A 13,763-nucleotide genomic window follows, 5' to 3' on the forward strand; every position below is an offset into this window, starting at 1 on the left:
GCCCGCGGCGGCCACAATGCGGGGCGATCGGGGAACGGTGGAGGGCTCCCGGACGTCCCTTTTACCGAATCATCGCCTTCCCTCGACCTTCCTTTACCCGCCTTCCCCCACCCACGCCGGCCCCGCCCCGGCCGCGTCGACACTTGGGAGCACCGCATGCGCCACTTCGGGCACGTCTCCCCGGACGTGCGTGCCGGGCTGTTCCACCGCGAGCCGGCCGAGTTCACCGCCGACGCGCCGCCGGACGAGCTGGCCATGGCCCTCGGCGCGACCCTCTACAGCCCCGCCACCCGCCCGCAGCTCGCGCGCGACATCCGCTCCCAGGCGGCGCGGGGAGTGGTGTCGATGGTGCTGTGCCTGGAGGACTCCATAGCGGACGACGAGGTGCCGGAGGCGGAGGCCAACGTCGTACGGCAGCTCAGGGAGCTGGAGCGGCAGGGCGCCGGGGGTGCCCTGCCGCTGCTGTTCGTCCGGACCCGGGAGGCGGGCCAGATCCCCGATCTGGTGGCCCGGCTGGGACCCGCGGCGCGGCTGCTGTCGGGGTTCGTGCTGCCGAAGTTCACGGCGGTGCAGGGGGTGGCGTTCCTGGAGGCGGTCATCAAGGCGGAGCAGGTGCTGGCGCCGGGCGGGCGGCGGCTCTACGCGATGCCGGTGGTGGAGTCGCCCGAGGTGCTGCACCTGGAGTCGCGGGCGGCGGCGCTGCGGGGGATCGCGCGGGTGCTGGAGCAGTACCGGGAGCGGGTGCTCGCGGTACGGCTCGGGGTCACGGACTTCTGCGCCGCGTACGGGCTGCGGCGGTCGCCGGACATGACGGCGTACGACGTGCAGTTGGTGGCGGCGGCGATCGGGGACGTGGTGAACGTCTTCGGGCGGGCGGACGGCAGCGGCTTCACGGTCACGGGTCCCGTTTGGGAGTACTTCCGCCAGCAGGAACGATTGTTCAAGCCGCAGTTGCGGAGCAGCCCGTTCGCGGCGGGGCGGGCGGAGGAGCTGCGGGCGGCGCTCATCGAGCACGATATGGACGGCCTGCTGCGGGAGATCTCGCTGGACCGCGCGAACGGGCTGCAGGGCAAGACGTGCATCCACCCGAGCCATGTGGCGCCGGTGCACGCGCTGTCGGTGGTGAGCCACGAGGAGTACGTGGACGCGACGGACATCGTGCGCAAGTCCGGTGCGGGCGGCGGGGTGATGCGGTCGGCGTACACGAACAAGATGAACGAGGCGAAGCCGCACCGGGCATGGGCGGAGCGGACGCTGCGCCGGGCGCGGGTGTTCGGGGTGGCGCGGGAGGACACGACGTTCGTGGAACTGCTGGCGGCGGCGGGACGGGGAGAGAGCTGATGGCCGGGGACACGGGCGCGGGTACCGGTTCCGGTTCCGGGGTGTGGCCGGGGGAGTGGGTGGAGAGCCGGCTCGGGGTGGAGCTGTCGGGCCCGGCGGAGCTACGGGACCTGGTGGGCCTGGCGCTGCGCCGCAACCCGCGCCGGGCGCACCTGCTGGTCTCCACGGTGCTGGGCAAGCACGTCCCGCAGCGCCCGGGCCGCATCCACGGTGCGGGCCTGCGCCTCGGCGGCCTCGCCCGGGACCTGCTGGGCCCCGGGGCCGCGGCCCAAGCGGTGGTCCTCGGCTACGCCGAGACGGCGACGGGCCTGGGCCACTGCGTGGCGGACGGCCTGGGGGCGAGCGCGTACCTGCACTCCACCCGCCGGGCGGTCCCGGGAGTACGGCGCGCGGGAGGCTTCGAGGAGGAGCACAGCCACGCCACGGAGCACCTGCTGCTCCCGGCGGACCCGGGGCTGCTGACGGGGGAGGGTCCGCTGGTGCTGGTGGACGACGAGCTGTCGACGGGCCGCACCCTGCGCAACACGATCACGGCCCTCCACGCGGCTCGACCCCGGGCCCGGTACGTGGTGGCGGCCCTGACGGACATGCGCTCGGCGGAGGACCGCAGGGCCCTGGAGAAGTCGGCGGCGGACCTGGGCACACGGGTGGACGTCGTGTCGCTGACGTCGGGAACGGTACGCCTGCCGCCGGACGTGCTGAGCCGCGGCGCGGAACTGGTGACGGAGCACGAGGCGCCGGCTGCGGGCACGGCGGGGTCGACGGCGTGCGGGCCGGATGCGACGGGGGCTGGCCGCGGACTGAAGGGGGCGGCTTCGCCGGGTGGTCGCGAGGGGATGGATGCGGCGGGGGATGCTCCGGGGGGTTCGTCGGGCGGTGCGACCGTGGCGGAGTCGGAGGTTGGACGCGGCCCGGTGACCGGGCCGGCTGACGCCGGTGGTGGGGAGCACGAGGCGCCTGCGGCGAGATGGCCGGTGGAAGTTGCGCCGCCGGACCCCGCCGACGCCACGGGGCCGGCGGCGGGCGGGCCGGCGCCCGGCGCCTCCGGCGGCGGGCTGCCGGAGCGCCCGGGGGGCTCGGGAGCGGAGCCCCCGAGTATCGGGAAGGGGCGGGGCCGGGGAACAACTGCCGCCGCCGTGCGCCGCGTTGCGCTGGGGTGGCCCGCCGGGCTGCCCGACGGGGGGCGGCACGGGTTCGGGGCCGGCCATCGTGCGCGGCTCGATGACGCCCTGCCCGGTATGGCGGGAAGGGTCGTCGGCGCGCTCGGGCTGCCCGCCGGCCCCACCCGGCCCGTACGCCTGCTCGTGCTCGGGACGGAGGAGCTGATGTACGCGCCCCTCCGGCTCGCCACCGCCCTCGCAGACCTTCTCCCCGGCGCCGACGTGCGGTTCTCCTCGACCACCCGCTCGCCCGTGCTGCCCGTCGACCACCCCGGCTACGCCATCCGCAGCCGGCTCACCTTCCCCGCCCACGACACCCCCGGCGGCACCCGCTACGCGTACAACGTCACCGGCGAGGACGCCTACGACGCCGTCCTCGTCGTCACCGACTCCGCCGCCGACACCCCCGCCCTGCACGCCCCCCGCGGGCTCCTCGACATGCTCGCCCCGCACACCGACCGGGTGCTCCTCGCCGTGATCCCCTCCTACGTGCCCCCCGCCGCCGAGACCGAGCCCGCGGCCCTGGCCGAGCCCCTGCGCGGGCCCGCGTTCTCCTCCTACGCCGCCGACGACGTCGGCTGGCTCCTCAAGGACCTCTCCGACGTCGCCCTCGAAGCCCCCACGGAGGAGCGCGAGGAGGCCATCCAGCGCGGCGGCGCCCACTACGCCGAGTCGCTGCCCGTCGAGTACCAGCCCAGCCCCGACTACGTACGCCTCTTCCACAGCGCCCTCGACGCCACCGCGGGCCGCATCGCCGAGGCCGTCGCCACCGTCACCGAGACCGTGCTCGCCGAGCGGTCGCCCGCACCCGTGCTCGTCTCCCTCGCCCGCGCCGGCACCCCCGTCGGGATCCTGATGCGCCGCTGGGCCCGGCACGCCCACGGGCTCGACCTGCCGCACTACGCCGTCTCCATCGTCCGCGGCCGCGGCATCGACACCACCGCGCTGCGCCGGCTCGCCGCCGACCACGACCCCGCCGACGTCGTGTTCGTCGACGGCTGGACCGGCAAGGGCGCCATCGCCCGCGAACTCGCCGCCGCCCTCCGCGACTTCCCCGGCTTCGACCCGCGGCTCGCCGTCCTCGCCGACCCGGGCCGCTGCGTGGACACGTACGGCACCCGCGAGGACTTCCTCATCCCCTCCGCCTGCCTCAACTCCACGGTCTCCGGCCTCATATCCCGCACCGTGCTGCGCGCCGACCTCATCGGCCCCGCCGACTACCACGGCGCGAAGTTCTACCGCGAGCTGGCCGGCGACGACCTCTCAGGACACTTCCTCGACGCCGTCACCGCCCGCTTCCCCGCCCCCGCCGCCGTCCGCCCCATGCCCGCGGCCGCCGAGCGCGAGCCGACCTGGGCGGGCTGGGCCGCGGTCGAGCGGATCAGCGAGGCGTACGGCATCGGCGACGTGAACCTCGTCAAGCCCGGTGTCGGCGAGACGACGCGCGTGATGCTGCGCCGGGTGCCGTGGCGCGTGCTGGCGCGGCGCGGCGCGGGGGCCGACCTGGACCACGTACGGCTGCTCGCGGAGCAGCGGGGGGTGCCGGTGGAGGAGACGGACGATCTGCCGTACACCTGCGTGGGGTTGATCCACCCGCGGTACACCCGCGGGGCGACCGGCGCGGACGGCACCGCGGCCGCGAAGACCCCGGGCACCCCCCTCCCCGACGCCCCTGGAGCGCCTGCCCTGTGACCATCATCGCCAGCGACCTCGACCGCACCCTCATCTACTCCCCGACCGCCCTCGCCCTCGGCATGCCCGACGCCGCCGCGCCGCGGCTGCTGTGCGTCGAGGTCTACGAGGGCAGGCCGCTGTCGTTCCTGACCGAGACCGCCGCCGCGCTGCTCGCGGACCTCGCGGGGCGGGCCCACTTCGTACCGGTGACGACGCGCACCCGCGAGCAGTACGGCCGCGTCCGGCTGCCCGGGCCGCCGCCGCGGTACGCGATCTGCGCCAACGGCGGCCACCTGCTGGTCGACGGCGAGGCCGACGCCGGCTGGCGGGCGCGGGTGGGCCGGGAGCTGGCGGCGGGGAGCGCGCCGCTGGCGGAGGTCCGCGCGCACCTGGAGCGGGCCGCGGACCCGGCGTGGCTGCGGAAGCTGCGGACGGCGGAGGACCTGTTCGCGTACCTGGTGGTGGAGCGGGCGGCGGTGCCTGAGGAGTGGCTGAAGGAGCTGGGGGAGTGGGCGGAGGACCGGGGGTGGTCCGTCTCCGCGCAGGGGCGGAAGGTCTACGCGGTGCCGCGGCCGCTGACGAAGAGCGCCGCGGTGGCGGAGGTCGTACGGCGCGTGGGTGAGCCGGCGGCGGACGGCGCGGCGGCCGGGTCCTCCCCGGACCTCGCGCCCGCGCCGGTGCTGGCCGCCGGGGACTCCCTGCTCGACACCGACCTCCTCCTCGCCGCCGACCGCGCCTGGCGGCCGGGGCACGGCGAGCTGGCCGCCCGCGGCTGGACCGCGCCGCACGTCACGGCGCTCGACGAGCGCGGTGTGGCAGCGGGCGAGGAGATTCTGCGGCAGATGGCAGGATGCCTCCCATGACCTCTCCCTCTCCCGCGGGCCGGGACAAGCGACCTGACCAGACGCCTGAGCTGTACCGGTACGTGCTGGACCACAACCCGCCGCTGGACACCGTGCAGCGCGATCTGGTGGAGCTGACGCACAGCCGCTTCCCCGACTCGGCGAGCATGCAGTCCGCGCAGGAGCAGGGTCCGCTGCTGGCGTTCCTGGTACGTCTCGTCGGTGCCCGGCACGTCGTGGAGGTGGGCACGTTCACCGGGTTCTCGTCGCTGTCCATGGCGCAGGCGCTGCCGGCCGACGGGAAGCTGGTGGCGCTCGACGTCTCCGAGGAGTGGACGGCGTACGCGCGCGAGGCGTGGGAGAAGGGCGGCGTCGCGGACCGGGTGGAACTGCGGCTGGGGCCCGCGGCGGACTCGCTGCGGGCGATGCCCGCGGAGCCGCACATCGACCTGGCGTACCTGGACGCGGACAAGGGCGGCTACGTCGGGTACTGGGAGGAGCTGGTGCCGCGGATGCGGCCCGGCGGGCTGATCGTCGCGGACAATGTGCTCTTCCACGGCCGGGTCGTGGACCCTGACGCCACCGGCGGGGCGGCGGCGATCCGGGCGTTCAACGACCACGTGGTGGCGGACGCCCGGATGGACTCGGTGCTGCTGACGGTCGCGGACGGCCTCACCGTCGCGCGGCGCCGGTAGCGGCCCGGGCCTCCTCGTCGGCCTCCGCTGCCGCCTCCTCCTCGTTACGGGTGCGCCAGTACGGGTTGTCGTGGGGGAGCCGGCCGCTGACGCGCCCGTACATCCCGAACATCGCCAGGACCACGCCCAGGATGAAGCTGAAGAACACGTTCTGCATCCTGAACGCGAAGAAGTTCCAACTGGTGTCCAGGACGGCGAGGTTGACGAAGCCGCTGAGGATGAAGAGCCCGCCGAGGACCATGTTGAGCGTCGAGGCGAAGTTGCCGCCGCGGACCATGCCGTAGAGCAGCACCACGCCGGCGACGATGGACAGGACGCTCAGCGAGCCGTTGCTGTTCAGGCCGAGGGTCTGGTGGCCGCCGGTGTCGAAGAACCCGATGGTGTCGACGAGGCCGAGGATGCCGAACACCAGCAGGAAGAGGCCGGCGATGCCGGCGCCGGCGCGGTAGACGTTGCTGAGGTGGTGGTCGACGGGCAGATGCTCGTCGAGCTTGGTGTGCTGGTGCGCGGGATGGCCGATGTTGACGCGGTCCTTGAGGGCTTCGCGGCTGCCGACCACCTCGCCATGGGGCGGTTCGGCCAGGGGGTGCGGCAGGGACTCCATGACGTGCTGCTGTTCCGCCATGGCGGGACCTCCTTACGGCGGTCGTACTGCAGTGCCGTAATCCAGGATCCGCCCGGTCCGCATACCGGGGCAAGTCGCCCACGTCAGGCGCCGTACGCTACGGCGCCGGGCGGCTACGCGCAGCAACCGCCGCCGCAGCACCCGCCCCCGCCCCCGCCCGCCTGCGGCGCGGCTCCGGCGCCGGTGGCGGCGCCGCCGACGGCGACGGTGGAGAGCAGCTTGACGGTGTCGTCGTGGCCCTGCGGGCAGTCCGCGGGAGCGGAGGACTCGGCCATGGGCCGGCTGACCTCGAAGGTCGTCCCGCAGGACCGGCAGCGGTACTCGTATCGCGGCATGGCGGACAGCCTATCGCTGGTACGGGACGTGGCGTAGGGCGCGCGGGGCGGCGAGGGCTGCGGCCGGGGTCAGCCGGGGGCGGGCCCGCGCGGCGGCGGCCGACGACGGCCGGGGTCAGCGGGCGGTGCCGGCGCCGCGCGCGGTCCGTATCGCCTGGACCACCTCGGCGACCGTCTCGCGGACCGCCTCCAGCTCCTCCAGGAAGCTCCAGTAGTCGGGGTGCCGCCCCGTGAGGGCCGCCTCCGCCCGGTCCACGCGCTCGACCGCCGCGTCCAGCGGCCCCGCGTGCCGGGGGTCGGGGCGGTCGCGGCCGGCCATCGCGAGGCGCTGCGCGTCGCGGATGGCGAAGCGGGTGCGGTTCACCTCCGAGGTGCGGTCCTTCTCCACCGCGTCGAGGCGGTGGAGCCGGTCGCGGGTGGCGTCCACGGCCTCGTCGGTCTGGTTCAGCAGCGCCCGTACGCTCGCCAGCAGCGCGATCGCGTCCGGCCATCGCTGCTCGCGGCGGGCCCGGGAGGCGTCGGCGATCTTCTCCTCCGCCTCGGTGACGGCCTGCGCGGCGCGGTCCGGCACCTCCTGCAGATCGCGCCAGCAGGCCAGCGCGAAGCGCCGGCGCAGCTCGCTGAGCACCGGCTTGACCTTCTCGGCGCGGGTGGCAAGCGCCTGCGCGCGGGTGCGGAGGCTGACCAGGCGGCGGTCGATCTCCTCGGCGCGCTGCGGCAACTGCTCGGCCTCGCTGCGCAGCGCCTCCGCGTCGCGCTGCACGCCCACGGCGCGGTGGATGGTCTCCTGCACGCCGTGCCGCCCGGCGCCCTCGTTGAGCTTCGTCAGCTCCGGCCCGAGCCCGGCGAGGCGGGCGGCCAGATCGTCGGCCTGGAAGCCCTTGCCGCGCACCCCGTCCAGCGCCGTCGTCGCCGCCAGCAGCGCCTGCCGGGCCCGCTCCACGGCGGGCGCGAGCCGGGCGAGCTGGCTCTCGGCCTGGTCGAGCAGGGGGCCGAGGCCGTGCGCGAAGTGGTTGAGGTCGGCGCGGACCTTCTCCAGCCCGTTGGTGGCCTGCTGCAATTCGTGCCGGGCGCGGGAGGCGGTGCCGTGGTCCAGGTCGTCGCGGTCGAGGTCGTAGGAGTCGACGGCACTGATGTACGTGTGGCTGACCTCGTCGATGCGCCGGCCCAGGTCGGCGAAGTCCGAGGTCGCCTTGCGGGCGGCCGGCGAGTCGTCGACGGCGGCGATCGTCTCCACGGAGATGCGCAGGTCGCGCTGCGCAGTATCCAGCTCGTAGAACGCGGTCGCGGCGGCGTCCTTGGCCGCCTGTGCCTCGGCCCGAGCCCCGTCACCCCGGTCTCCCCAGCCCCACCGCCGGGTGCCGCCTCCGCCTCCGCCGAATGCCACGAGACCCCTTTCCGTGCCGTGCGCTCCCCTGGAGACTCATTCTCCCACCAGGGCTGAACGAACACACGGCCCACGACGATCCCCGCCGCCCCCGCAGGTCGATCGCCGCCGGCGGGGCACGATACGCTGTCCCCGCGTCCGGGCGCGTAGCTCAGCGGTAGAGCGCTGCCCTTACAAGGCAGATGTCGGCGGTTCGAACCCGTCCGCGCCCACCAGACTGACCAGCGATGGAGCCCCGCACCGAGACAGGTGCGGGGCTCTTTCGGCATCAACGGGGATCACGAAAGGATTCGACGCCGGCCCGGAGCCGCCGGCCGTGACGTTTTCTCCGGCCACCCACCGGCAGACCGAAGGAATCTTCGCGTGGCCGCACGACTTCCGGCGCCTGCGGATCCGCCGGGAACGCCGTGCCGACATCCACGAAGCGTTCCTCGAACTCGCTTGCTGCCTGTTCACCCGCCGCCAACTCAGCTCACTGTCCGAGCCGTTGGATGGGCGGTGCGCGAATCGGCCGAGACCGCTTCTCCGGCTGACGCCGCCACACACCTTGCTCTACGGTCTTTTTACCGGTGTCCAGGGTGCGTCAGGGGGTTCGGGTGGACGGTGTGGAATCCGATCAGGTCAGGGTGAACGTGTTCGTGCCCGCGGATCCGGATCTCGTCGCCGGGGCGCAGGAGGCTTTCGCGGCTGTCGCGAGCGTCGGCAAGAGCGTCGACGCCCGCGGGACCGTACCCCTCGGGGACGCCCTGCTGATCGGTTCGGTCGCGACGTCCGCTCTCGCCTACCTGATCAACACCTTGCGCAAGGCGTGGAGCAAGGGCGTCGTGATCGACGGGATCGGTCGACAACTCACGATTCGGCAGGACCCGGCGCTGCCGCGCGGTCTTGTCGTGGTGCGCTCCACATCAGGTGAGGTGACCGTTCGTGACGGGGTCGGGCTGACAGACGTCATCGCCAGGGCGCTGCCCTCGGGCGGCAATGACAGCGCGAACGCCGGAGGCCCGGACAATGCCTGAGGCGGGGCGCAGCAGCCTGTTCGCGCGGCAGCAGAATCATGCACTCGCCGCCGAAGCACGGGAGATGAGCGGGGCTTTCGCCGACTCCGCCTACCTCCGGTGGGTCACGGGCGAGAGTGATCCGGAGCGCGCCTGGGAAGGCTACTTCGCCCGTACTCAACCGCAGGTCAGGGCGGTTCTCGACGGGCTGCTCGCGTCGGTCCCGCCGGAGGACCGTGCGGGGGCGGTCCAGCTCGCCGGTGAGGTGGAGGCATTCTGCCTGCCCTCGGGCGCCGTGGAGTCGCGGGTCTTCGAAAGCCCCGGGCCTGCCGCCGGACACCTCATCGGCATCTCGCCTCTCGTCATCCAGTTGAGCGCCGAGATCGCCTACGGTCTGCACATGGCGCACCCCTATGTGCCGGAAGCGCTTCCCGCGGGGTGGGAGTCGGCCACGATGCATGCGCAGGAATCCTTTGCGCTCAACATCTTCCAGTTCGTGCGCATGCTGGAGAGGCCCGGCGAGACGCCGGTACCAAGCACCATGCTCACCACCGCACATGAGGGGATCGATCCCGCTGAATCCTCTCTGTCCTTGAACAACCCGCGGAGCTTCCACGACGCGGCCATGATCTTCGCCCTCGCCCACGAACTGGCCCACCTCCGGGCGGGCCACCTGCCGTCCGGGGAGGGGCAGAGCGCGGGTTCGCTGCTCATCGACCAGCGCTTCGCCTCCCCCATGGGGATCTCCGACCAGGAGAACGAGGAACTCGCCGCGGATGCCTCGACCTTCACCGCATGCTTCAACTACCTGCTCACCACCTGGTTATGGTCCGAGGAATTCCGCGAGGGCACCGGGCAGTCCCGGAAGCGCCAGACGGATGAGCGGCATCGGCATCTCATGGCCTGGAAGAGCGCGATCCGAGCGACCGAGATGTGCGAGGCGTACTACTCCGCGGTCCTTCTCCTCGCGCACCTGACGCTGCGCGGCGGTGACGAGGACACGGCACGTCGTCTCCAGACAACGGGTATGCGATTGCCCTACGTCCAAGCGGTAGTACAGGAAGTACGGCAGAACGCTCTGGTGCCCGGATACGGGCCGTTCATGTGGACCGAACGTGATGTCGCCCACCGCAAGGCATACCACAGTTGGCGCCTGCACCTGATGGAGAATCTCCTCCCCGAGACGAGCCGCCACCGGCCCACCCACCTCCCCGGCCTGGCCGACCGCTACCTGACCCCGGCTGAGACGTGGCAGGACCCGGCCGGCGCCGCCGCAGCCCTCCCGGTGCTGGAGGAACAGCTCGCGACCATGCGGCGCGAGCTGGGGTCCGGCCACCAGAACACCCTGGCCACCAGGGCTTCCGTCGTCATGGTGCGGTTCGCGGCCGGTGGCGACGCCTCCGCGGCGATGGCCGAACTGCAGGTCGTGATCGCGGACATGACGCGGGCCCTGGGGGGCGGTGACCCCTCCACCTTCGCCGCCCGCCACAACCTGGCGCAGGTGCGGAGAAAGTCGGGGGACCGGATGGGAGCCACCGCCGCCTTCGCCGCCCTGCTCCTCGAAGAATCACGAGTGCTCGGCCCCGACCACCCGGAGGTCCTGGACACCCGCTACGAGCTTGCCCATCTGCGAGGGGAAGGGGGCGACGCGGCCGGAGCCGTCGCCGCCTTCACCTCACTGCTCGCGGACCAGGAGCGTCTGCTGGGCCATGACCACGTCCTGACCGAACTGACCCGCGGCAGCCTCGCCCAGTGGCGGCGGGAGACGGCGAACCCGCCGCAAGAGGCCACGGCCGTCCCCGGCGGGCCGCTGATCGCCCACCCTCCCGTCTTCAGCCCCGACCACCCCGACACGCTTCCCGCCTACGAGGCCAGGCTCGCCTACCTGGAGCGCAGTCTCGGCCATGGGCACCCCGACACCCTCACCACCCGGTGGTTCCTCGCCACACTTCGGGCAAAAGCCGGAGACGCGTCCGGGACCGCTGCCGCCTACGACGGTCTGCTGGAGCACGACCTGCACGTCATGGACTTCGATGACGTGGACATCGGCGTCCTCCGCGCCAACCTCGAATACTGGCGGAGCCTTGAATCAGGCTGAGGCCGGTTGTGGCGGTCGGTGCGCCAGGCGCAGAACGGGATAAGGCGAGTTCGACCCTCGATGCCGACAGAAATCTAATATCGTCTGGGCCTCGGTGGGGAGGGCATGGTGACAGGTGCATCCGATGGTCATTCCGCGGCCAAGGTGTGGGGACTGCTCGGGGCCATCGCATCCGTGCTCTCGATCCTGGCGTGGCTGGGTGTGAGCAACCCGGAGGAGCTGAAGGAGCTGCTGGACGACCCGCCTTCCAGCCCGCCCCCGGCAGTGGATATCCCCGGCAGCGGTGCAGCGGGCGTTGACGATCCCGAGCCCGAGCCCGATCCATCGACGCCTGCTCCGGATCCCTCCGAGGAGGCGTTCCAGGCTGTTTCGGTCGGCGACTGCTTGGCGGTGTTCGACACGGGCCGCGGGGACGGCACGATCGAATGGAGCGCCGAGGTGCCGCCGGATCCCGTGTCGTGCGCCAGCAAGCAGGCGGTGGTCCAGGTGACCGGTACCAACACGGACTGCCCCACCAGCTACGGGAAGTCGTTCTGGAGCTATCGGTCCGGGGTCAGCGACAACACGACGAGGCTGTGTCTCTCCCGTATCTTCCACGCCGACTACTGCTTGCTGGGGCGGCAGTCCGGCGATTCGATATCCCTCGGGGTGATGACCGCCGTGCCCTGCCGGCGAGAGCCGGTGCCGGCCGCGTACAACCAGATCATGCACATCACCGGTGTGTACCGTGCTCCGGCGGGCGCCACCGCGGACAACTGCCGTCGGGTGGCGGGCGACCAGACGCGGTACTGGTCCTGGCTGGTGGACGACGGTGCCATCCTGCTGTGCACGACGATCTACCAGGGAAGCTGACCACCGGATCGCCCCCGCACCAGCACCTGCCCGCGCCCGCGAGCGATCTTTCCGAGGCGGATGCCGGCGGTTCGCACCCGTCCGCGCCCACTTGATCACCGCAGGTCCCCGGGGCGGGCCCCCGCGGGGCCGGAGGCGGCTGCGGCCCGGGCGGACGCCGGTGATGGGCGGCCGTCCCGGGCGTGCGAGTCGGTCCGCGGGCGGACGGCCCGGCCGGGTCTAGCCCGCTCGTGCGGCCCCGTGCGGGAGCGAGCCGGCGCCCTCGGGGTGTTCGGCTCGCCATGCCGACGGGTGCAGGAGCAGCAGATCGCCGTTCAGGACCCGGCGGTGCAACTGCTGCATCTGGATGCCGGGTTCGATGGCCAGCTCCTTCACCAGCGTCGCGCGCAGCCTGGCGAAGGTGCTCAGCGCGTCGGCCTGGCGGCCCATCCGGTACAGGGCGACCATCAGATGGGCGTGGAACTGCTCGTGCATGGGCAGTTCGGTGACCAGGGTCTGCAGGTCGCCGACCACCTCGTGGTGCCTGTTCAGGTGCAGCGCGGCGCTGATGCGCTGTTCCAGGGCGGAGATACGGGCCTCGCCCAGGCGGACGGCCGTGCTGTTGAGCAGGGTGCCGTGGGGGATGTCGGAGAGCAGCGGGCCCCGCCACAGTTCCAGCGCGGTGCGCTGCAGCTCCGCGGCGAGGTCGTAGTCCCCGCGGTCCATGGCCTTGCGGCCCTGCGCGTACAGCTCCTCGAACCTCACCAGGTCCAGTTGCGCGTCGTTCAGCAGCAGCATGTATCCGGGCGCGCGGGTCACCAGGGCCTTCCGGCCGCCTTCGGCGTCGGCCTCCTGGAGGACCTTGCGGAGCTGGGAGACGTACACCTGCAGGGTGGTCATCGCGGTACGCGGCGGCTCGTCACCCCACAGCTCGTCGATCAGCCTGTCGATCGAGACGACCTTGTTCGCCCGGACGAGCAGCGTCGCGAGTACGACACGGAGCTTGGCGGCCCGGGGGGTCAGGTCGCCCCCGCCGGCCCGCCGCGCGTGTATTTCCAGCGGGCCCAGTATTCTGAACTCCACTGATCTCCTTGCCCCTTACTCGGTACGGTCCGGGCGCGACGCCAGGCCGCCCACGGCGTGGTCGGCCAGGGAGGCGCCGAGTTCGGCGGTGAGCGTTCCGGTGCCGAGGAGCAGACGGAACCAGATCGGGCCGAACACCATGTCGATCGCGGCGTCCAGGTCGAGGTCCCGCCGGACCTGACCCGCCTCCTGGGCCGAGCGGAAGCGCTTCGAGGCGGCCGCGCGGTTGGGGGTGAAGACCCGGTCGAGGAAGACCCTCGCCAGCATCCGGTCGGTGTTGGCCTCGGCGGCGAGCGCCGCGATGTGGGGACCCACACCGGGGTCTCCGAACGCCTCCGCGATGGACGTCAACTGGGACCGCAGATCGGCCTCGAAGTCGCCGGTGTCCGGGAACACCAGCCGGGGGGCGACCATGCCGAACAGCGCCTCGACGACCATCAGGCTCTTCGTGGGCCAGATCGCCCGCAGTTGCTCCTCGTCGTGGCCGGCCAGCTTGGCGACGTCGGCCGGTTGTATGTCCTCGTACACCCGCTCCCGGCACAGTTTCACCACTGCCCGCAAGAAGTCCTGCCGCGCACCGGGGGACGGCTCCGCCACCGCAACCTGTTGCTCAGTCATGGGCCGAGTCTAGAGTTCGGCTTTCTCGGGCAGCAGCGATCCAGGTATGGCAAGGATCTGCCGTTTGGCTACGGGATGC

At 72.7% G+C, this 13,763-nt stretch carries 12 protein-coding genes, 1 tRNA gene and 1 pseudogene; 9 read left to right on the plus strand and 5 right to left on the minus strand.

Annotation, left to right across the window (positions count from 1 at the left end):
• Nucleotides 1-156: 156 nt before the first annotated feature.
• The 4 genes from CXR04_RS26470 to CXR04_RS26485 are packed head-to-tail and all read left to right on the plus strand — an operon-like array spanning nt 157 to nt 5,712.
• A complete protein-coding gene (locus tag CXR04_RS26470; protein ID WP_101424752.1) occupies nt 157-1,341 on the plus strand; it encodes an HpcH/HpaI aldolase/citrate lyase family protein in 1,185 nt (394 codons plus the stop codon).
• On the plus strand, nt 1,341-4,193 hold the full coding sequence (locus tag CXR04_RS26475) for a phosphoribosyltransferase (RefSeq protein WP_101424753.1): 2,853 nt from the start codon (nt 1,341-1,343) through the stop codon (nt 4,191-4,193). Before CXR04_RS26470 ends, CXR04_RS26475 begins: the two co-directional genes overlap by 1 nt.
• Nucleotides 4,190-5,038, plus strand: a complete 849-nt coding sequence (locus CXR04_RS26480; protein WP_101424754.1) for an HAD family hydrolase — start codon at nt 4,190-4,192, stop codon at nt 5,036-5,038. Before CXR04_RS26475 ends, CXR04_RS26480 begins: the two co-directional genes overlap by 4 nt.
• Nucleotides 5,035-5,712 carry an O-methyltransferase gene (locus CXR04_RS26485; RefSeq protein WP_101424755.1) on the plus strand — a complete coding sequence of 226 codons (678 nt, stop codon included), beginning with the start codon at nt 5,035-5,037 and terminating at the stop codon, nt 5,710-5,712. The genes CXR04_RS26480 and CXR04_RS26485 overlap by 4 nt, the downstream gene beginning before the upstream one ends.
• On the opposite strand, the gene CXR04_RS26490 is transcribed toward CXR04_RS26485, so the two are convergent.
• From CXR04_RS26490 to CXR04_RS26500, 3 genes are all read right to left on the minus strand, one after another.
• Nucleotides 5,690-6,337, minus strand: coding sequence for a DUF4383 domain-containing protein (locus tag CXR04_RS26490; protein WP_101424756.1), 648 nt, complete (start codon nt 6,335-6,337; stop codon nt 5,690-5,692). The genes CXR04_RS26485 and CXR04_RS26490 overlap by 23 nt on opposite strands.
• A gap of 113 nt (nt 6,338-6,450) precedes the next feature.
• Nucleotides 6,451-6,672, minus strand: a complete 222-nt coding sequence (locus tag CXR04_RS26495; RefSeq protein WP_101424757.1) for an FmdB family zinc ribbon protein — start codon at nt 6,670-6,672, stop codon at nt 6,451-6,453.
• Nucleotides 6,673-6,787: 115 nt separating this feature from the next.
• Nucleotides 6,788-8,059, minus strand: a complete 1,272-nt coding sequence (locus tag CXR04_RS26500; RefSeq protein ID WP_101424758.1) for a hypothetical protein — start codon at nt 8,057-8,059, stop codon at nt 6,788-6,790.
• Between the two features lie 140 nt (nt 8,060-8,199).
• Between CXR04_RS26500 and CXR04_RS26505 the strand changes: the two genes are divergently transcribed.
• From CXR04_RS26505 to CXR04_RS26520, 5 genes and pseudogenes are all read left to right on the plus strand, one after another.
• A tRNA-Val gene (locus CXR04_RS26505) sits at nt 8,200-8,274 on the plus strand.
• 134 nt (nt 8,275-8,408) lie between these two features.
• Nucleotides 8,409-8,510, plus strand: a pseudogene (locus CXR04_RS26510) (IS5/IS1182 family transposase); the annotation flags it as partial.
• A gap of 154 nt (nt 8,511-8,664) precedes the next feature.
• Nucleotides 8,665-9,075 carry a hypothetical protein gene (locus tag CXR04_RS35330; protein WP_199850699.1) on the plus strand — a complete coding sequence of 137 codons (411 nt, stop codon included), beginning with the start codon at nt 8,665-8,667 and terminating at the stop codon, nt 9,073-9,075.
• A 64-nt stretch (nt 9,076-9,139) separates the two neighbouring features.
• A complete protein-coding gene (locus CXR04_RS26515; protein ID WP_234380513.1) occupies nt 9,140-11,152 on the plus strand; it encodes a GTP-binding protein in 2,013 nt (670 codons plus the stop codon).
• Nucleotides 11,153-11,260: 108 nt separating this feature from the next.
• Nucleotides 11,261-12,004, plus strand: a complete 744-nt coding sequence (locus CXR04_RS26520; protein ID WP_159072398.1) for a hypothetical protein — start codon at nt 11,261-11,263, stop codon at nt 12,002-12,004.
• Between the two features lie 219 nt (nt 12,005-12,223).
• On the opposite strand, the gene CXR04_RS26525 is transcribed toward CXR04_RS26520, so the two are convergent.
• Both CXR04_RS26525 and CXR04_RS26530 read right to left on the minus strand, forming a co-directional pair.
• Nucleotides 12,224-13,066, minus strand: coding sequence for an AfsR/SARP family transcriptional regulator (locus CXR04_RS26525; RefSeq protein WP_101424760.1), 843 nt, complete (start codon nt 13,064-13,066; stop codon nt 12,224-12,226).
• Between the two features lie 15 nt (nt 13,067-13,081).
• Nucleotides 13,082-13,684, minus strand: coding sequence for a TetR-like C-terminal domain-containing protein (locus CXR04_RS26530; RefSeq protein ID WP_101424761.1), 603 nt, complete (start codon nt 13,682-13,684; stop codon nt 13,082-13,084).
• Nucleotides 13,685-13,763: the final 79 nt, after the last annotated feature.

Origin of the sequence: Streptomyces sp. CMB-StM0423 (genome assembly GCF_002847285.1) — a bacterium.
GTDB lineage: Bacteria > Actinomycetota > Actinomycetes > Streptomycetales > Streptomycetaceae > Streptomyces.